Source organism: Duncaniella sp. C9 (genome assembly GCF_004803935.1).
In the GTDB taxonomy this organism is placed as follows: domain Bacteria; phylum Bacteroidota; class Bacteroidia; order Bacteroidales; family Muribaculaceae; genus Duncaniella; species Duncaniella muris.
The window spans coordinates 910,308-929,433 of sequence record NZ_CP039547.1; the positions used below are offsets into that span (position 1 = coordinate 910,308).

Below are 19,126 nucleotides of genomic sequence, written 5' to 3' on the forward strand. Positions count from 1 at the left end.
TACGACCCCGGATGGCCCCCGCCCGCAGCATGACGGTAAATCGGTGTCCGCCGGACACCACATGACGGGGAAATCACGAACCCGTGACACCTTGGCGCTGTGCGCTACGGTGTCACGGGCTATGAGTAAATCGATGTCCTGCGGACATCTCCATCCGGCCGTCATAGCATAACAAAGGGGCTGCACCCATCGGTGCAGCCCCTCGACTTCTGAAACTTGTTCAGATTATGGTTTGTAGACGGAAAAGGTATAAGCAGCCTTATCGGATGATAACTTTTGAAACCTTGTTGCCCTGACGGCGGATGTAGAGGCCGTTTTCTGGGTTTTCAACGCGGATACCCTGGAGGTTGAAGTATTCAACGGGAGCGTTTTCGTCGGCCACGATATCGGCTATGCCGCTGTCATCGCCAGAAGGCAGGTTTACGGAAATGAGCTTGCCGTTGGAATTGATGATAAGCTCTTTCTTGGCATTGATGGCCGAGATCATATCTGCTGTGAGGCCGAATGTGTAGGTCACGGTGCCGTCAGCGTTGGTCTTGCTGGAGCTGGTGGCCGCAAGGTCGGTCCAGCTGCTGTTCATCAGCTGTGCATAGTCAACGGCTGCGGTGAAAGTCACGGCGAGCTGGGTAGCACTTTCGGGTAGCACTGTGAATACGTTCGTTCCGCAGAAGCGTTCGCCATAGGCCACTACACCGGCGGGATCGAAAGAACCTGCGCGTTCAACTTTGGTCAGCACACAGCCGCCTTCGCCCTGTACATTGATGTTGGCGCCGCAGTTGTCAAGCATTTCCTGGGTAACGCCCACGATTGCCGAACCGGTGGCGATATCTTTCTGGGCGATCTTGGCGGAGCCGAGGAGGTCGTTCCAGTCAGCGCCCTTGACAATGACCTGAGAACCGCTTCCGGCGGTAGAGAAAGTGTATTTCAGAAGGTCGCCTGCTTTCAGTTTGGAGGCTGGGATGATGGCTCCCTGAGAGCTCCACGAGAGAGTGCATTCGCCTTCCCACAGAAGGTTTTCGTCAACGGTCTTGTCTGTCTCGCAGGTGACTTTGGTCACAGTCATGCCGTAGCCCTGCACGCGCAGACCGTCAGCCTTGATGGCCGCTATATCTTTGGCACCAAGGGGGCAGTCGGTTTTGCTTGAACCTGCTTCTACCGAAATGCACTGGTAGTCGTTGCCGAGTTCAGTGGCCACATCAAGTGGTGTCCAGCCGGATACGTCTGAGCAAGGTTTGTATTGCCAATAGGTACATTTGGAATCAAGAGTGTAGTGGAAAGTCAGAACGGCTGACTCATTGCCAAGCACGGTGAGCTCAGACTGTGGGATAGAGAATGACTCTGACCAGCTTGTGCCGAGATTGCAGCTGCCTTCCCATAGGGTTACTTCGGCGGCTGATGCGGAGAGCGCTGCTACGAGAGCGGCTGATGCGAGTAGATGTTTGATCATAAGCGTAAAATGTGATTTAGGTAAGAAGATGTTTTTGATATGGTGTTTTTTAGGTTATTTCAGCGTGTGTGATGTCAGGTCTAAGAGTTTCTGATCGAATGTTATTGGTAATGCTGTTTGATAGGTGAAGTTGATAGGTCAGTCAATTTTTGCAAATTTATGCAAAATTAAACGCTTGATATGATACTATTTTGCCCGATTGATGCACTGTTTTGCATATATGGAAAGAAACAGGCGGTCCGACATATCTGTCGAACCGCCTGCCTCTTTCGATGCGCGCTTCAGGATGGGCTTGAACCAACGACCCCCTGATTAACAGTCAGGTGCTCTAACCAACTGAGCTACTGAAGCTTTGGATATTGTTTTAAGTATGGCGTTTTGCGCTTCAGGATGGGCTTGAACCAACGACCCCCTGATTAACAGTCAGGTGCTCTAACCAACTGAGCTACTGAAGCAGATGCAATTTTTCTTTGGGCTCTCCCTAAATTTGCGTTGCAAAATTACACTGTTTTTTTTAATTATGCAACCTTTTGGCGGAAAATTTGAAAAATTGTTTTATTTTTTTTATGCCTTGGAATGTGTGGAGCGGTCACTGCACACACTGGATTTCGTTGTGGAGCAGGTTGAGCACGGTCTGGCCTGCAGCCTGCATGGCGGAGGGATCGATGTTGTCGAGGTTGTCATTGGCGGTGTGCCAGGTCGGGGCAAACGATCCTGTCTCGTCGTTTTTGGTCTCGATGATATCAATTGCCGGGATGCCGGCTTTGTTGAGGAAGATATGGTCATCGACCACGGATCCGCCGTTTTTGTTGATGAAGCGGTCGCCGAAGCCGGAGCGCTCGGCAACGGACCAGACTTTGTCAACGAGCTGGCTGGCTTCTGAGTCGGAGAAAAATTCGCGGTGGAACTTGGCGCCTACGCCGCCTACCATGTCGAAGAGTATGGCATAGCGGGGCAGAGAGTCAGAGGCGTAGGGCATGTTTTCGATCCAGTATTGTGTGCCCAGACACCAGGTGGAGTCATGAGTGGAGAACCCTGAGGCCTGGCCGTAGTCTTCGGCGTCGACAAACAGCAGGTCAACTCCAACCGGAGTTTTGTGCTGGTTGAGCAGGCGGCCTATTTCGAGCAACACGGCCACTCCGCTGGCACCATCGTTGGCTCCGAGTACTGGCCGCAGGCGGTTTTCCTCCTGAGCGTCAGAGTCGGCCCAGGGGCGGGTGTCATAGTGGGCGAGGAGCAGAATGCGGTCTTTGATTTCCGGTTGATAGGAGCCCATGATATTGCCTATGGGCAGGACATCGCCGTTGAAGGCCTTGACTTCGCCGGTCTGTACGCTGACGTTCTGGGCTCCGTGGCGGGTCAGTTCGGAGACTATATAGTCGCGGCATTTGAGATTGGCGGGAGTGCCTGAAACGCGTGGACCAAAGGCTACCTGACGGCGCACATAGGCATATGCGCTGTCGCGGTTGAATTTGACAGGTTCTTTCAGGCTTTTCTCAGTGCCGCTTTTTTTGTCGTTTCCTGTCTTCGGAGATGTCTTGCAGCCTATGGCTGTGACGACAACGGCAATGCAGAGCATTGCGGTGTAAAAAATTCGTTTCATGTTTCTCCTTTGTTGACTCTGAATTAGATTGGCTTGGTGCCGGTTGTGTCATTCCATTTGCGACACAATAGAGGTATTGTCCGACAAAGTTACAACATAGTTACAAATTGCCAACAAAACTGTTACAAAATAATTTGCATGTTAATTTTAATTAACATGACATGGAGCCCGGTCACTGTCTGACAATGAAAAAGGCGCACACTCACATGGAGATGTGCGCCTCTGAAAAATAGGCTTATAGCTATTATGCTGCCATTTTGGGCTTAGGAGTTGTTTTCAGACAAGCTCTTATTTCTTGAAATAGCGGTTGTAGAGACCCTGGAAGCCCTGGCCGTGGCGGGCTTCGTCTTTGGCCATTTCGTGAACGGTGTCATGGATTGCATCGAGGTTGAGCTCTTTGGCACGACGTGCGATGCGCATCTTGTCGGCATTGGCTCCGGCTTCGGCAGCCATGCGCTTTTCGAGGTTTTCTTTGGTCGACCATACGCATTCGCCGAGGAGCTCTGCGAATTTAGAAGCATGTTCGGCTTCTTCAATGGCGTAGCGCTTGAAGGCTTCTGCGATTTCAGGATAGCCTTCGCGGTCGGCCTGGCGCGACATGGCCAGATACATGCCTACTTCGGCGCATTCGCCTTCGAAGTGTGCGCGGAGGTCAGCCTTCATTTCGTCATCGGTATCTTTTGCAATGCCGATCACGTGTTCGGTCACGAATTCGAGAGCTGCGCTTTCGTTAAGTTCCTTGAATTTTGAACGGGGTGCTTTGCAGAGGGGGCAGATTTCAGGTGCTTCGTCACCTTCGTGAACGTAACCACATACGGTGCAGATGAATTTCTTTTTCATAAGTTTGTGTTGTTTAGATAATTATACGATATTTTATTTTGTTTCTTTGTGTTTGCTGCCGGCGTTTTACGCCGCCGGGGCGGAGTGGGGTAGGTGAGGCCTTTATCCGGCACAGAGGGGGCAGGTGCCTCGGAAGATCACATCCGCTGACTTTACCTGATAGCCGCTCTCCGGGAGAGGCAGTGACGAGGGCATCGTAAAGGCTACGTCAGTTACTCGGCCGCATTCCGTACAGAGGAAGTGGGCGTGGTCATGCTGAGAGTAGTCCCAGCGGGCGCCGTTGACTCCGGTTTCGATGCAGCGGATTATCTCGGCTTCGGTCAGCAGTCGCAGTGTGTTGTAGACTGTGGTGCGCGAAAGCGTGGGGTTTTCCGGCTGCAGGGCCTTGAATATCTCGTCGACTGTGGGATGTACCCGGTTTTCCATCAGAAATCTGAGGATGGCCATCCGCTGCGCGGATGGTTTTACGCCTCCTTCCGAGAGGGTGTCCAGGATTTCTTGAGTGGTGAAACTATAGGATTGCATCGTATCAACGGAACTTTGGGTTTGGATTTATTATTAAGTTGTAATAATTACAATTTTAATTTCGATACAAAGTTATACCATTTACTTCTCTTATGCAAGTGAAATCTCCATATCAAGTGTTAATTTTTTCAAAAAGAGCTTTCGCTGCTTTCTCTGATCCGGCTTCCGGTGCTTGCGCTTTTGCCGGTTTGTTTCGCTTTTGATAAAATTAAACGGGAGCAGCTTCGCGCGGCTCCCGTTTATGAGTTTCCAATAGGTACAATTTCTAAGGTAAAAAAGATTGTTTTAGGTTCGTGGTGCAAAGGTAGGACAAGATTCTGCTCCTGACAAATAAATCTATATGTTTTCCAACATAATTTTATATCGAAGAATTTGCAATTATTGCAGAATTGACATATAGATCAATGTCAGTCAGGTGATTATGTAAATGTGAAAATATTGCATATAATATTTAATATACGTTAAAGAGGTAGGGCGACATGATTCTTTCACTCTTCATAAATGCGTGTCGACAGTGAGTTTCCGTCCCATACGGCATAGCTGAAACGGCTGATCCAGTCACCTAAGATCACCATTTCAGCCCCGTTTCCTACTGGCTTTCGAAGCAAAATGTGACAGTGGCCGAAAATGAAATAGTCGACTTTCGGATTGGAAGGATTGCGGCTGTATTCTTCGGCAAACTCGATTAGCGAGTCGCCCGCACGGTCAGAGGCCACATAGCCTCCTTGCTTGCGGGAATGTGATGACCAGGAGTGTGCGAAGCCTACCGTCCAGCGCGGGTGGATGGCAGCAAAGAGCCTCTGGGCTGTGCGTGAGCGGAAGAGTGAGCGCAGCCGGCGGAACGACCAGGGGAGACGCCCTACGCCGTCGCCGTGTTCCAGCAGGAAGCGGTGCCCGTCAAGTTCGGTGACAAGGATTCCGTCATGGACCTTCAGCCCGATTTCTGACGGGAGATAGTCAAAAATCCAGATGTCGTGGTTGCCTTTGAGCCATGTGATTTCGACTCCGCTGTCGGCCAGAGCTGCAAGGGCGCCGAAAAAGCGGGTAAATCCGCGTGGAACCACGTTGCGGTATTCCCACCAGTAGTCCAGCACGTCACCAAGCAGATAGAGCCGCCGGCAGTCAGGAGCAATGGAATGCAGGAAGCTGACCACCCGCATCTCATGTTGCCGGGGGTCACTGATGTAGGAGGCTCCGAGATGGAGGTCACTGATGAAATATGTCTTGTTGCGTGTGCTCACCTTTCAGTAGCTGTCTGTTGAGTCCGATGCTTTATGCTCAGAGAAATCCGAGATCGAGTTTGGCTTCTTCGCTCATCATGTCTTTGGTCCATTCTGGCTCGAAGACTATGCGGATATCTACACTTTTCACTCCCTCGATGCTTTCGAGCTTGATGCGGGCATCTTCCACGAGGAAATCGGCGGCCGGACAGTTGGGCGCGGTCAGGGTCATGTCGATTTTCAGATTACCGTCATCATCGAGGTCTATGCTGTAGATCAGGCCTAAGTTATAGATGTCTACCGGAATTTCGGGGTCGTAGACAGTTTTGAGCATCGTGACGATGCGTTCTTCTATCTGAAGTTTCTCTTCGGGAGTCATATATGGGCTTGTTTTCGTTTGTAAGTGTGAACTTGCTATAATAATACTTGCTATATATAATATAGGTGGTGATTTTTGTCAGTGTGCTCCGAGCCAGTTGTCGGCTATGCCGGCTGAGACTGTCAGTGGCACTGCGCCGTGATAGGCGTTTTCCATGCAGCTGACTACGAGTTTCCGCATCTCTTCGGTCTCTCCGGGCACAATGTTGAATATGAGTTCGTCATGCACCTGCATCAGCATTCTCGATCTCATGCCGCGGGCTTCCATCTCGTTGAAGATGCTGATCATGGCCACCTTGATGATGTCGGCGGCCGAGCCCTGGATGGGGGCGTTGACGGCATTGCGTTCGGCATAGCCGCGCACCACCGCATTGCGCGAGTTGATGTCGGGCAGATAGCGGCGGCGACCCATGCGGGTGCTGACATAGCCCTGCTCGCGGGCAGTCTCCACTGATTTGCTGAGATATTCGCGTATGTGGGGATAGGTGGCGAAATATCCGTCGATCAGTTTCTTGGCTTCGGCGCGGGCTATTCCCAGACGCTCCGACAGACCGAAGGCCGAGATGCCGTAGATGATACCGAAGTTGGCCGTCTTGGCGTGGCGGCGCTGGTCGTCAGTGACCTCTTCGAGCGGAACACCGTAGATTTTAGATGCCGTGATGCGGTGTATGTCATCGCCTGAGAGGAAGCCTTCTATCATGTCGCGGTCTGCCGACAGATCGGCTATGAGGCGCAACTCGATCTGTGAATAGTCGGCGCTCATGATCATGTCGCCCGGATCGGCTATGAACGCGCGGCGTATCTCGCGGCCTTCGTCAGTCCTGACGGGGATATTCTGCAGGTTGGGGTTGGTCGACGATATGCGCCCGGTGGCAGTGACTGTCTGGTTATAGGAGGTGTGGATTTTTCCGGTCTGCGGATTGACCAGCGCCGGGAGTGCGTCAAGATAGGTGGTCACCAGCTTCTTGAGGCGCCTGATCTTCAGAATCAGGCTGACCAGGGGCACCTTCGGGGCATATTTCTCAAGCACCTGCTCGGTTGTCGAGTAGGATCCGCGGGCGGTCTTCTTGGCCTTGGGGTCGATGTTGAGCCTTTCGAACAGCACCATGCCGACCTGGGCGGGAGAGCCGATGTTGAACGGACCGCCGGCCATTTCATAGGCCTCTTCCTCCAGAGCGCGGATACGCTCTTTCAGCCGGGCGGAGAGGTCGGTAAGCACGTTTGAGTCGATTCTCACTCCTGTGAATTCCATCTCGGCGAGCACTCTGATCAGCGGAAACTCCACATCGGCCAGCAGCCGGCCCATCTCGCGGCTATCCACATCGCTCTGGAGCGGAGCGCGCAGCCGCAGGGCCAGATCGGCCTCCTCGCAGTAGCGGGCCACGGCGGCCTCCGGCTCAAGCGCCGTCTTCGGGTGGCCTGCTTTTGAATCCGGGGCCACTCCTGCGAGTTCGAGGCGGAGATATTTGGCCACCACATAGCGCAACTCGTGTTTCATTTCCGGATCGATCAGATAGTGGGCCACGGAGGTGTCAAACCAGGGGGCTGTCAGATTGACGCCTTCTTTTTTGAGCAGCAGATAGCCGCGTTTCACATCGTGGCTCACCAGAGTGGCGCTGCCGGTAAACAGCGGCTCAATCACTGCAAGCAGTTCGGCGCGGCGTTCCGGCGAGTCGGCGGGGAGATCAATGAACCAGCCCTCGCAGTCGCTCACTGAAAGAGCGAGTCCTGACCAGCGCGCGGTCATGCTGTCCTCGCCGATGGCGTAGAACGATGTCCCGATGAATTCCGAACCGGAAATGCGGCTGACCACCAAGGCTGCTTCAGCCGGACTTTCGATGCGGCGGTAGTCGCGGCTCTCGCAGGCCTGAGCCGGAGTGTCGGAAGCCGTGGCGCCGTCATCGGGCATGTCGAAGAGCGATCCCATGCCGCTGCTGTCAGCCTCAGGCTGTGGCGGGGCGGGGGCGGCAGCCGGCTGTGTGTCGGCCTGCCCCTGGCGGGCTCCGGCTTTGAGGCGCGCGGCCAGAGTGCGGAACTCCAGTTCGCCGTAAACCTCAAGCAGCTTGTCCACGTCCATCGGCTTGCGTTCGAGCGAGCTGACGGAAATATCCACGGGCACATCGGTCTTGATCGTGGCAAGATATTTTGAAAGGCGGATCTGGTCGGCGTTCTCGCGGACCTTTTTCTGCAGCGCGCCTTTGAGGCTGTCAGTGTTTTCGAGCAGGTTTTCCACAGATCCCCAGGTCTCGATCAGGGTGCGGGCGGTCTTCTCGCCGACACCCGGACAGCCGGGAATGTTGTCGGAGGCATCCCCTTCGAGCGCCAGGAGGTCTATCACCTGCGAGGGGCGGGCTATTCCGTAGCGCTCACAGACCTTGGCTGCGTCGCGTATCTCGAAGCCCTCGCCACGGAGCGCCGGACGATACATGAAGATATGGTCATCGACCAGCTGGCCGTAGTCCTTGTCAGGGGTCATCATGTAGGTGTCATAACCCTCGGCGGCCGCGCGCTTGGCCAGAGTGCCTATCACGTCATCGGCCTCATAGCCCTTCACCTCGATCACCGGGATGCGGTAGGCTTCGAGGATACGCTTGATATAAGGCACCGACGCGGTGATATCTTCCGGCTGCTTGTCGCGGTTGGCTTTGTAGTCGGCGAATTCCTCGTGGCGGAATGTCGGACCTGAAGGATCGAAGCACACGGCTATGTGCGAAGGGTTTTCCTTGCGCAGAAGTTCGTCGAGCGTGTTGCAGAAGCCGAACACAGCCGAGGTGTTGAACCCGTTGCCGGCAAAGCGTGGCGAACGTATCAGGGCATAGTAGGCCCGGTAGATCAGAGCGTATGCATCGAGCAGGAATAGGCGTTTTTCCATATTGGTAAAGTCAAATTTGGGGTAAAGTTAGTGATTAAATTTCACATACTCCCTCAAATCCTCTGACAAATAAACTTAAACGCTCTCTGAGATCCACCTCTATTTCTTATAGTACATCAAATCAAAATACATAGCTCTTGTCGGCTCATTGATATCTTTATCAGAAAGACAATGGAACCCACATTTCTCATAAAACGGAACAGCATTTGAATACGCATCCACAGTAATAAACCTGCATCCGCTTAATGTCATACGGGAAAAGATCATTTTGATCTGCATAAGAACCATTTGCCCGATATGCTTATTGGCATACTCCTGAGATACTCCCAAGCGTCCGATTTTCACGGATGGATAAGCATGGTATCGTTTATTGTTTGGGATCTTACGGTTAATCTTGTTCCACTTTGATCTTTCATCGGGGTCAAGTTCAATCTTATCATTCAACAGGCAATAGTATGCCACAGTTTTATTTGCTTCGTTGTCTTCAAGCAGATATGTTACGGCAAGCATGACATCAAGATAATTCTTAGCGTCATCAAAAAGAAAGCCGTTCAAATCGGGGTCACCACAATCAAACGGCTTTATTTCTGTGTCGGCTTCAATCTGCCGAAACGTGAACTTTTCAAAATTCATAATCACATCGGAAAGGTGCTGATGGCTTTGAACGCCTCGTATGCTTTGCGGGCCTCCTCAATTTCTTTGGCGGATGCACGTCCGACAGTCTCCATCTTTTCTGCGAATCGCTCTGCGTCTTTCCCCTTCAGCACCGGGGTTTCTTTAATTGGTCTTGCCATATCTGAGGATTTTAGTTGTCTGATTACAAAGATACAACAAAAAATTGACATATAAGGATTGAATGCTGAAATTTCGAGAATTTCAATGTGCAAAGGGTGTGCCGGAGCGACCACACTAATGCTCCGGCACACCCTGCGACAGAGACTCTCTGTCTGTGTGCATTCAATAATTTGTTGCTCAGTCGATACGTGTATAGATGTTTCCGGGATAAGGCTTGTTGTCAACCCAGTCATAATTCTCTATATTGCCGATCCACTTTATGAAGTCCGGATAAGCGTCGAGAATTCCGCAGCGTTCCACCGGCCAGCTCCATTCAGTGGGGAGCAGGAGTATCTGCGGGGCTTTGAGGTGTTCGCCGTTTATTCCGTCCTGGATCTTTTTGATCCATTCGCCTCTGATTTCCTCGCCGTTCATCCAGGTAGTGCTGACGGTGAAGTCGGTTTCGTATCTTTCTGACAGCAGCCAGTCATCATCAACCTCGAATTCCAATGATCTGACTTTCGAGTGGTCTATGTCAGGAGTGCCGTTGCCTACGCCGGCGGGTATGCCTCCGGGACAACCTAACAGCGAATGGATCTCGCCGAGCGCATGATCCTGAAAATAGACGTAGCTGTTGAGTTTACCTCCGCATGCCACAGGAGTGATTCTTACCTTGTTCCTGCCGCCCTCAGTGGCTTTTGGCACGAAAGCTACTTTCAGCACTACGTCATTGAAGTCATAGTCATCGAAACTTCCGAGGTCCTCGCAGGCTATGATCCATTCCTTTGAGTCGGGACGGGGCAGATCGTCGGGAGTGATGTCTGTCTCAGGGGGCCATGTGTTGTGGACGCGGAACATGAAGTCGTTAAGGTCGCAGTCAAGGCCTCCGTCCTCAAACCCCACATAATTCTCACCGTTGAAGTTGAACTTTGCTGATGTCGGAAACCAGTCAGACGATTTTTTGATCTCGTCGGAGACCTGACCTGAACCTGAATAGGTTGTCGACGGGCGGTGGATGGCCTGAGAGAGTATGGCGTCGCTCAGATAGAATTTCTCGGAGCGGCCGCTTGAGCCATAGATGAAACCGATTCTTGTTCCGGCCGGAAAGTCGTAGGTCGCTTCGCCGTTGCCGTCTTTACCGAAGTAGACCAGCTTCATGCTGACGGAGCGGATCTTGCATCCGCGAAGCTTTTTGCCTTCATTGTATGTGGTGCGGCAGGCGTTCCAGTCCATTTTCTCCCAGGTTTCGTTCAGAGTGTGGTTTGGGGAGTCATCCTCAGGGTCTGTGTAGTACACCGAACTGTGATGTTCCCAGTTTTTGCAGAGTCTCATCTCCATCAGCGAGTTGTCACCCTGAAGTCGGTTGTCGGCATTGCCTTCATAGTCAAGCACTATGAATTTGGGCACACGATTGTAGAAGCCCCAGGGATCGGTGCGGATGGTTTTCGCGTCTTCCTCATCGTAATAGTAATAGCCCCAGTAGGCGTTTTCGGTGAGCGCGCGCCACATCAGGTCGAATACCACCGGACCGTCTTCTTTCACTGTCAGTTCCACGTCAGGGTCAAGAGTCTTCAATTCATGATAATATTTCTGCAGGTTTGAGATCTCGTTTCCGTGGTCGGAATATTCTGCGAAGAGTCCGGGTTTCACTTCTCCGTCAGGGGTGGTGTACTGGTGTATGATCGGTTTTATATCGTCGATGCTGAATTCCGGGCAGCGCTGTGAATAGTCGAAGTTCTCCAGACGATACAGATTGGGCACATTCTCTTTCTGCTTGTTTGACAGAATGTATTCCTGGCTGAGTTTCCGGGCTATCTCGTCGTCTCCTTTCTCCAGAGCGTCCCAGCTCAAGCGATAGTTGTCAGGGTTCTCGCTGAGGAATCCGGTGAGAAATTCCAGGCACTTGTCATTTATTCTGTCAACCTCAAGCTCAACGGCTTTTTTGGTGACCGGGCAGTTGCCTGAGCGTGAACTGCGGCTGTCGGTGATGCTGACAGCCCCTTTGCTGACAGGCATGAATCCGGAAAGTTCCACCTGGCCGTCGCGGTTTTCCACACGCACATACACATGATTGCTGCGTATGTCCGCGTCAAAACATGCGGTTCCGCGGCCGGAGGCCACTTCGACTGCGGCAAGCATCTGGCAGCCGGGGGTATTAGGCGAATCGGTATAGATACGGGCTATTCCGTCGGTCTTCGATCTGAGATTTACTGTAGCTTTTATGGGCTTGGCCATGCTCCAGGACCGTTCCAGATCGGGAACTCCGAACTGGCGGATGAATCCTCTGAGATAAAGTTCTTCCTGTGGAATCTCAGGAGCAGTGTCGGCACACGAGCCGAATGCTAATGCACTGAGTGCCAGCAACGCGGAGTACCCTATGCGGGCAACCCCTGTTGCGGGAGGTAATTTGTCCATATTCAAGGTGTTATGATGTGTTTTTCCAACGCAATTGAAACTGTTTGATTGGAAATAAATTTATAGAGAAGATGCATGTGTTGGTATTCACCCGTAAAATTAGGCACTTTAAATCAATCAACGTGAAAAAATGTAGAAAAATTGCCCTATTGTTAACATTTATTAGTATTGCGAGCTTTTCAGCGGTTTGCGGATGGGGCTGCGGATGGGGCTGTCGGGATTTATTTCATTAATTTTTTCAAACGTGAATGGTTTACAGAAGAATTTTGTAAATTTGCAACTCGAATATGACCGCATTTGCCGACATACGCCAATCACTTCAGCCGGAACTTACCCGTCTCGACGAGCTGATCAGCAGCTCGCTTGATTCATCGAACACTCTGATGAATCAAGTGATAGGCACCTATCTACGCCATAAAGGCAAGCAGCTGCGCCCTATGCTGGTCATGCTGACCGCGCGCCTCTTCGGCGGGGTCAACGAGAATGTGCTGACCGCAGCAGCCTCGGTAGAGATTCTCCACAACGCCTCGCTCATTCATGACGATGTGGTCGACGATTCAAGCCAGCGCCACGGCCAGGAGACCATCAACGCCATGTGGGACAATCATGTGGCAGTCCTTGTCGGCGACTTTTTCGTGTCAAACGCCCTGCGTCTGGCAGCCCGCACGGCCGATCTGCGCGTAATCAACACCATTGCCGACCTCGGAAAGCTCCTCTCGCTCGGCGAGATGGACCAGATTTACAATGCCCGCTACCACGAACTCAACGAAGAGGCCTATTTCAAGGTGATCTCCCACAAAACAGCCTCGCTCTTCGTGTCATGCGTGGCTATGGGTGGCTATTGCACCGGAGCCGACGACGAATCTATCGAAGCCATGCGGCGTTTCGCCGAGCTCTTCGGCCTCTGTTTCCAGATCAAGGACGATATTTTTGACTATTTCGACTCCAAGGCCATCGGAAAACCTACCGGCAACGACCTGCGCGAGGGCAAAGTAACCCTCCCGCTGCTCCATGCGCTCAACTCCACCACAGGCCCGGAGAGCGAGGCCATGAAAGCCCTGCTCCGCTCCGGCGAACCTCTGAGCGAGGAAGAGATCGACAGTCTTATAGCCTTTGCCCGCGCAAACGGCGGCATTGAGTATGCCTACGCCACCATGCAGCGTCTTCGTGAGGAAGCCGCCGCCATCCTCCGGCGCTTCGACTCCCCCGTCACCGCCCATTTCCTCTCTCTCTTTGACTTCATCATCTCCCGCGAAGTCTGATCTTCCCCCCCACTTGGTTACAATTCTCTGCCTGACGGACATCCGCCGGGGGCCATGTGCACATAATCGCCCCCGGCATCTGCGGCGCATTGCGCGCGGGTGCCAGGGGGCAAAGATATTTATTTGAATGTAATGTCTGTCAGGATATTGATTTACGCTTACGCCTGCACCGATAGAATCTCGCCTTTGCCTGACACCGCAAGGTCACGGAGCACGGCAGGGCAGAGCCACGTCTCGCCGCGGACAACCTTCTGCGACCCGCGCACACCTGCGCCGTCGGTCCATGAGACCACCGTCTCGCCCTCAAGGCAGATGATGATGGTAAACGACTCGCGGTCACGCGGAATCGCCACCTCGCCGCTGCCGTCAACCGCAAATTTGCGGGTCACGAAATGGCTGCAATCGGCAAGCACCGACCCTTCGGGGTGTGACTTATAGTCAGTATACACCGTATAGTCTATGGCATCGCGCGCCTGGGCCGTGTGGAGCTCGCGGGGATTGCCGTCCTTGTCGCGGCGGTCATAGTCATAGATGCGATAGGTTATATCGCTCGTCTCCTGGATTTCTGCAAGCAGATTGCCCGCACCGATGGCATGGATGCGCCCGGCAGGGAGAAAGAACGTATCGCCGGGAGCCGAATCATAGGCATCGATCACCTCCATGACGGTATTGTCGGCCACACGGCGCTCATAGTCATCGGGAGTGATGCTCTCTTTCAGACCCACATAGATCTTGGCCTCCGGCTCGGTGTCGATGATGTGCCACATCTCGGTCTTTCCGGGGCAATTGTGGCGTCGGGCCGCCAGCTCATCGTCAGGGTGCACCTGCACCGAGAGATCGGCCTTGGCGTCGATAAACTTTATAAGCAGAGGAAAAGCGGTTCCGAAGCGGCTGTAGATATCGGCACCGGCAAGCTCCTCTCTGTAGGTCTCGATCAGCTGTGTCAGAGACTGTCCGGCCAGAGGTCCGCGGTCAACCACGGAGATATGGCCAGGCACGGCTGACAGTTCCCAGCTTTCGCCTATGGCAGTCTGGTCAGTCGTAATGCCCTTATAAGGCGCGATGCGCTCTCCACCCCAGATGACAGACTTGAGGTAGGGCGCGAAATGGATAGGTTTGTTCAGCATTATTGACAATTATTGAAACGTTTGATAATGATCTGAATATGTATGCGTGTGCGCCTGTGTGCGCGTGTGTGAGCCTGACAGCCCGGAAGGCTCAGAGCACTCTGAGAGCCTCAAGCTGTTCGAGCACATCGAGGCGCGAAAGCGTGCGGCGCGAGAGCAGCTCGGCGGCAAAATCGTGGGCTATGGACTGCACGCCTCTGTGGGAGAACACCTTTGTCAGATAAGACATGTTCTTCTCGAAAAGACGGTCTATCTCATCGTCTTCAAGCGAACAGGCATCACGTCCCTCCTCCACCGCGATGCTGTGGAGGCGTTCGCGCAGAGCCGCCGGAAGAGCCTGGCGGGCAGAGACAAGGTGGCGGCAGAGAAGATTCGACATCAGCATGCCTATGCCGAGATTATAGTTTTTAAGCATCTGGTTCCAGGCTGTCTTCGCCGAGACTCCGGGATTGCCGGCGAAATAGAAGTCGGGCGACATGACCACCATGTCGTTCGGATCGCCGTCGATGTTTATAGAGGCGAGCATATCCTCGCCGTCGAAAATCAGCAGTCCGATGGCCATTCCGGTCGCACCGTAACTGCGGTCTGTCTCATCTTTATATTTCAAAGTTTCCATATCAAGAAAACGTCCGTTATAATCTACATGTTCGGTTGAGAAGGTGTTTCATGACAAGCCCTCTAATTGACTACGAGTATTTTCGTGACCACATCGCCCTCTGAACTGACATCGTCACCGCTTGAGGCGAGCACATAATAGACGCCGCTCTTCACCCTCGATCCGTTGAGCGAGCAGCCGTCCCAGATGGCCTGTCCGCCCTGGGAGCGTGTCTGGTAGACAAGGTGCATCCCTGCGTCCATGATCTTGACAAGCGAATTCTCCATCAGGCCCTTTATGGTGATCCAGCTCGAATAGCCCGGCTCCACGGGGTTGGGGTAGGCATAGACATCGGAATAGTCCGGACGCGCAGGGCTGGTTGTGGAGGCATACTCATAGAGTCCATGAAGAGTGGCTATGAAGACCGAATTGCTGTTGGGGTCCACATAGATGTCCGTGATGGTGTTGGTGCTGAGCGGAGAGTTCGAAGTGTTGAAGTTGGCTATCACTTCATCGCCGTTCTCGCTGACAAGATAGACTCCCGAATCCATAGTTCCCACCCACTTGCGGTTGGCGGCGTCGACCGCAATGCAGTTGATGTCTTCGGTCTCCAGCAGATAGTCGGCAAGATTAGTGCCGTCATTGCGGGGCACCTTCAGGCGATTGATGGTGAAGTCCGGCGAAAAGACACTCAGCGGATTGGTGATCTCATAGATGCCTGAAGTGGTACCGCACCAGATGCGGCCGCGCTTGTCTTCAGTCAGACATCTCGGATAGTTGGTCACAAACTGTTTGCCGTCCTGATCGATCAGAGAAGAGAACGTGACATGGCGGTCGTCAGACGGATCGGTCACTGTGCCTCCGTGGTGGAGGGCCGCGAAACCTCCCTGATAGTGCGAGGCGATCAGGAAGATCATGGGCGAATGGCGGCAGAGGAGTAGGTCTACGTCGCGGTTGCTGATGTAGTTGCCTATGTCGAGAGTCAGCCAGTCGTCTTTGGTGATGGAGCGCAGATCTTTTGTGCGGCGTTTTTCGGCCGGAAGCACAGCGATCGGCGATTCGTTCGCATTGTTGGTAAAGACACCTATTATCAGATTGCCGTCAGGGTCAAAACAGGCGTCATTGGTTCGCCAGGCCCAGTTCGCGGACTTGTAGATGCTACTGTTTTCGTCAAACTTGCCTATCTCCTGCCCGTCCTTGACCACGAAAAGGCCGTCGAGACCCGATCCGATGTAGCGGATTGTCGGGTCATCCGGGTCCTCTATCACAAAGGCCGGCGCGAAAATGTTGTCGTAGCCGTAGCGCTGGGCCGAAGTCGCTCCGGGTGAGTTTCTTATGGTCATCTTGCCGGTGACCGCCACATCCTCGACCTTGCCGCCGCTGATGAAATTGCCGGTAAACCGCGTATTCATGAAATCGCCTTTGCCTATAGGCTTCACCTGACTGATTCCAAGGTTGGAGATATAGAATCCGCGTCCGTCCGATGAAGGAAAGAAGCAGGAAATATCAGAAAAAGTAGTCACTCCCGACGGACGGAACCGGTCACGCAACACCGTCATACCCCCGTCAGCATCAAGCCGGTAGTTGCCCAGACCTTTCATTCCGGCCACCCATACCGACGACATTCCTGAAGTCGTGGCTATCAGATCGTCCTTCATGATCTCCGGAATCCTCACCACCTCTTTCACCGGCACCGGGAGATTGGTTTCCTGAGGCAGTCCCACTTCATAAAGCCGGCCCTCCGACACATAATAGACCACTCCCTCGTCGCTTCTGAAGCACTGCGGCGTCTGTCCGGCCACCCAGCAGATGTGCGACTCCGGAACCGGGTCGAACCTCACGCCTACGTGGGCCAGATATGGCGTGTTGTCACGCAGAATGAAGTGGGTCATCCCGTCGGCGGCATAGCCGTCGGAAAGGGGGATGATCTCAACATAGTTGTCAGGGAGCACCCCGACAGAGATGTAGTTGCCGAGTGAATTCATGCGGGCTGTCTTCTCGATGGCCAGCAGGTGGCGGGCCTTGTCGCCGTCATGGGGATAGATGAGCAGGTGGTCAGGCGTAAGGGCTATCGCCGCGACATTGACATTATAGACCCCTGACTCCTTGACATCGGCGGTGCTCTCTCTGAACACCACCAGGCCGAACGATGTGGCCACATAGATCAGATCGCCGTCAAACTTCACATCGTTGATCACCTTCGAGACCGTAAGGTTTGCATCGCGTATGTCAGGCAGGCTCACCAGGCGTCCGTCGTCATAGAGCAGATCAATGGCCGCATCCATGTAGCAGATGGTCAGATAGCGTCTGTCGGTGTTGTAGAAGATATTCTTGATCTGGTGTCCGTTTATATCATCGCCGGGCAGATAGGAGCGGCTTTCGTCATTGGTCTTGTCATAGGAATGGAGCGAGCCCTGGGTCAGAAGATAGACAAACTGAGGGGTTTCCAGTAGTTTGTCAGGCAGACCGAAAGCACCGTAGACCTTCCAGCTGCCGGTGGCGAGCTGTGCGGAAAGCCCGGACGGGAGCAGACACAGTAGGAGGATTACGAAGAGTTTTCTTATCATTTGCGTCATCGGGGATGTGTTGGATGGTGTTAAGAGGTTGTTTAAAAACAATAGTTAAAATCTGAGCGAAAGTTTTGAGGTGGATATGGCTCTGAATCGAAGGAGCATAGCGAGCTATGTGACTGAGATGAAGAGCCATAGGCGCCCAAAACTTTCGCAGGCGAGGGTATTGTCTTTTTTCCTTTCAGTAATTTCATGTTTGAGTATTTTTTTAGTTACCTGAGCCTTGGTGTCTCTTTTGCTAAATTGTTGAAATTCGTCAGTCACATAGCTCGCTATGCTCCATCCTCATTTGCAACAATTTATCTAAAAGATACACCACTCAGATTTTAACTATTGTTTTTAAACAACCTCTAAGAGAGGAGTGGGGGGTGTCCGGCTCAGAGCTTCGACAGGTAGTCGAGCAGCAGGGCCGTGGCGCGCCCGCGGTGGCTGATGGCATTCTTGTCATCGGCGCTCATGCAGGCAAAGCTCACCGGACTTTCGGCGGGCTTGAACACGGGGTCATAGCCGAACCCGGCGGTGCCCTGCGGCGCGGAAAGGATCTCGCCCTCCACCTTGCCTTCAAACAGATGCTCCTCGCCGTCAAGCAGCAGGGCTATGACGGTGACAAAGCGGGCCGACCGGTTCACGGCACCGTCCATGCGGCGCAGAAGCAGCTCCATGTTGGCCGCGCTGTCATGGGCCGGGCCGGCAAAGCGGGCCGAATAGACTCCGGGGGCGCCCCCAAGCGCATCGACCATCAGGCCGGTGTCATCGGCAAAACAGTCATAGCCGTAGTGCCGCTTCACGTAGCGGGCTTTCAGCAGTGCGTTGCCGCTGAGGGTAGAGGCTGTTTCGGGGATTTCCTCATGGCAGCCTATATCGCTGAGCGACAGGATTCTGAACTTGTCGCCGACAATGCGGCGGATCTCTTCGAGCTTATGTCGATTGTTGGTGGCGAATACTATTTCCTGCATATTATTATTTAACGGTGCGGGAGCCTCTTTATTGCCCTCGTCGGCGCTTTTCGGCTTCTTCCGTCGTCTGGCCCGCGCCGACCGCTCGGCGGCCCGCTCTATCTCCGGCTCCATCAGAGCCATTATCATCTTGAAATTCAGATCGTCAGGCGCCGGATCAACAACCCCCACGGTCAGATAGCTGCTGAAAGCCTCCAGGCAGCGGTCAAGTTCGTCTCTCTCCACCTCTATGGCTATCAGAGTCCTGGCGATCAGCCCCATCAGTTCGTCATAATACTTGCCCGAAACAATTCGGCGACACTCTTTTTTAACTCTCTTCTTCATGGCTTTTTTTCTGCAAAGATACGGCCCGCAGGAACCCGGTGAATGCGATAATGCGGAAGCCCCGCAAATTTACATTTGCAAATACTCCGGAGCCCTGATTTTCAGTTATTTTTCCGAATGTTAATAACTTCTTAAAATTTTCGGCGATTTTTTACTGTTTAGTTTTGCAAATTTTTGTAATTTTACACCCTCTAAAGCTAACCCCTTTGACGATCCTT

Annotated in this window: 15 protein-coding genes and 2 tRNA genes; 1 reads left to right on the forward strand and 16 read right to left on the reverse strand. The window is 53.0% G+C overall.

Annotated features, from left to right (window positions below):
- Positions 1-259: 259 nt before the first annotated feature.
- The 12 genes from E7745_RS03725 to E7745_RS03775 form a co-directional block, all read right to left on the reverse strand.
- The gene (locus E7745_RS03725) at positions 260-1,447 is read right to left on the reverse strand and encodes a hypothetical protein (RefSeq protein WP_136408326.1); all 1,188 of its coding nucleotides are present in this window, start codon (positions 1,445-1,447) and stop codon (positions 260-262) included.
- A gap of 277 nt (positions 1,448-1,724) precedes the next feature.
- Positions 1,725-1,798, reverse strand: a tRNA-Asn gene (locus E7745_RS03730).
- A 30-nt stretch (positions 1,799-1,828) separates the two neighbouring features.
- Positions 1,829-1,902: transfer RNA gene (locus E7745_RS03735), tRNA-Asn, on the reverse strand.
- Positions 1,903-2,036: 134 nt separating this feature from the next.
- Positions 2,037-3,050, reverse strand: coding sequence for a M28 family peptidase (locus tag E7745_RS03740; protein ID WP_107031091.1), 1,014 nt, complete (start codon positions 3,048-3,050; stop codon positions 2,037-2,039).
- A 288-nt stretch (positions 3,051-3,338) separates the two neighbouring features.
- Positions 3,339-3,890: an NADH peroxidase gene (locus E7745_RS03745; protein ID WP_107031092.1), complete on the reverse strand. Its 552-nt coding sequence runs from the start codon at positions 3,888-3,890 to the stop codon at positions 3,339-3,341.
- Positions 3,891-3,992: 102 nt separating this feature from the next.
- Positions 3,993-4,415: a Fur family transcriptional regulator gene (locus E7745_RS03750; RefSeq protein ID WP_136408327.1), complete on the reverse strand. Its 423-nt coding sequence runs from the start codon at positions 4,413-4,415 to the stop codon at positions 3,993-3,995.
- 488 nt (positions 4,416-4,903) lie between these two features.
- A complete protein-coding gene (locus tag E7745_RS03755; protein ID WP_107031094.1) occupies positions 4,904-5,656 on the reverse strand; it encodes a UDP-2,3-diacylglucosamine diphosphatase in 753 nt (250 codons plus the stop codon).
- A gap of 37 nt (positions 5,657-5,693) precedes the next feature.
- The gene (locus tag E7745_RS03760; RefSeq protein WP_107031095.1) at positions 5,694-6,014 is read right to left on the reverse strand and encodes a metal-sulfur cluster assembly factor; all 321 of its coding nucleotides are present in this window, start codon (positions 6,012-6,014) and stop codon (positions 5,694-5,696) included.
- A gap of 78 nt (positions 6,015-6,092) precedes the next feature.
- The gene (polA, locus tag E7745_RS03765; RefSeq protein WP_136408328.1) at positions 6,093-8,885 is read right to left on the reverse strand and encodes a DNA polymerase I; all 2,793 of its coding nucleotides are present in this window, start codon (positions 8,883-8,885) and stop codon (positions 6,093-6,095) included.
- A gap of 99 nt (positions 8,886-8,984) precedes the next feature.
- Positions 8,985-9,518, reverse strand: coding sequence for a GNAT family N-acetyltransferase (locus E7745_RS03770; protein WP_123399566.1), 534 nt, complete (start codon positions 9,516-9,518; stop codon positions 8,985-8,987).
- A 2-nt stretch (positions 9,519-9,520) separates the two neighbouring features.
- Entirely contained in the window at positions 9,521-9,679 is a 159-nt protein-coding gene (locus tag E7745_RS14775; RefSeq protein ID WP_168181992.1) for a hypothetical protein, read from the reverse strand.
- A 178-nt stretch (positions 9,680-9,857) separates the two neighbouring features.
- On the reverse strand, positions 9,858-12,074 hold the full coding sequence (locus tag E7745_RS03775) for an LruC domain-containing protein (protein WP_136408329.1): 2,217 nt from the start codon (positions 12,072-12,074) through the stop codon (positions 9,858-9,860).
- Between the two features lie 287 nt (positions 12,075-12,361).
- Between E7745_RS03775 and E7745_RS03780 the strand changes: the two genes are divergently transcribed.
- Positions 12,362-13,336 carry a polyprenyl synthetase family protein gene (locus E7745_RS03780; RefSeq protein WP_123399560.1) on the forward strand — a complete coding sequence of 325 codons (975 nt, stop codon included), beginning with the start codon at positions 12,362-12,364 and terminating at the stop codon, positions 13,334-13,336.
- A gap of 158 nt (positions 13,337-13,494) precedes the next feature.
- On the opposite strand, the gene E7745_RS03785 is transcribed toward E7745_RS03780, so the two are convergent.
- The 4 genes from E7745_RS03785 to E7745_RS03800 form a co-directional block, all read right to left on the reverse strand.
- A complete protein-coding gene (locus E7745_RS03785) occupies positions 13,495-14,463 on the reverse strand; it encodes a type I phosphomannose isomerase catalytic subunit (protein ID WP_136408330.1) in 969 nt (322 codons plus the stop codon).
- Between the two features lie 91 nt (positions 14,464-14,554).
- On the reverse strand, positions 14,555-15,079 hold the full coding sequence (locus tag E7745_RS03790; RefSeq protein ID WP_136408331.1) for a hypothetical protein: 525 nt from the start codon (positions 15,077-15,079) through the stop codon (positions 14,555-14,557).
- Positions 15,080-15,141: 62 nt separating this feature from the next.
- Positions 15,142-17,625 carry a hypothetical protein gene (locus E7745_RS03795; protein ID WP_136408332.1) on the reverse strand — a complete coding sequence of 828 codons (2,484 nt, stop codon included), beginning with the start codon at positions 17,623-17,625 and terminating at the stop codon, positions 15,142-15,144.
- Between the two features lie 380 nt (positions 17,626-18,005).
- Positions 18,006-18,584: a non-canonical purine NTP diphosphatase gene (locus E7745_RS03800; protein WP_136409163.1), complete on the reverse strand. Its 579-nt coding sequence runs from the start codon at positions 18,582-18,584 to the stop codon at positions 18,006-18,008.
- Positions 18,585-19,126: the final 542 nt, after the last annotated feature.

Excerpts from the sequence above, each read along its gene's own strand:
- E7745_RS03725 (WP_136408326.1), bottom strand. The coding sequence starts at position 1,447 with ATGATCAAACATCTACTCGCATCAGCCGCTCTCGTAGCAGCGCTCTCC.
- E7745_RS03740 (WP_107031091.1), bottom strand. The coding sequence starts at position 3,050 with ATGAAACGAATTTTTTACACCGCAATGCTCTGCATTGCCGTTGTCGTC.
- E7745_RS03745 (WP_107031092.1), bottom strand. The coding sequence starts at position 3,890 with ATGAAAAAGAAATTCATCTGCACCGTATGTGGTTACGTTCACGAAGGT.
- E7745_RS03750 (WP_136408327.1), bottom strand. The coding sequence starts at position 4,415 with ATGCAATCCTATAGTTTCACCACTCAAGAAATCCTGGACACCCTCTCG.
- E7745_RS03760 (WP_107031095.1), bottom strand. The coding sequence starts at position 6,014 with ATGACTCCCGAAGAGAAACTTCAGATAGAAGAACGCATCGTCACGATG.
- polA (WP_136408328.1), bottom strand. The coding sequence starts at position 8,885 with ATGGAAAAACGCCTATTCCTGCTCGATGCATACGCTCTGATCTACCGG.
- E7745_RS03770 (WP_123399566.1), bottom strand. The coding sequence starts at position 9,518 with ATGAATTTTGAAAAGTTCACGTTTCGGCAGATTGAAGCCGACACAGAA.
- E7745_RS14775 (WP_168181992.1), bottom strand. The coding sequence starts at position 9,679 with ATGGCAAGACCAATTAAAGAAACCCCGGTGCTGAAGGGGAAAGACGCA.
- E7745_RS03775 (WP_136408329.1), bottom strand. The coding sequence starts at position 12,074 with ATGGACAAATTACCTCCCGCAACAGGGGTTGCCCGCATAGGGTACTCC.
- E7745_RS03780 (WP_123399560.1), top strand. The coding sequence starts at position 12,362 with ATGACCGCATTTGCCGACATACGCCAATCACTTCAGCCGGAACTTACC.
- E7745_RS03785 (WP_136408330.1), bottom strand. The coding sequence starts at position 14,463 with ATGCTGAACAAACCTATCCATTTCGCGCCCTACCTCAAGTCTGTCATC.
- E7745_RS03790 (WP_136408331.1), bottom strand. The coding sequence starts at position 15,079 with ATGGAAACTTTGAAATATAAAGATGAGACAGACCGCAGTTACGGTGCG.
- E7745_RS03795 (WP_136408332.1), bottom strand. The coding sequence starts at position 17,625 with ATGATAAGAAAACTCTTCGTAATCCTCCTACTGTGTCTGCTCCCGTCC.
- E7745_RS03800 (WP_136409163.1), bottom strand. The coding sequence starts at position 18,584 with ATGCAGGAAATAGTATTCGCCACCAACAATCGACATAAGCTCGAAGAG.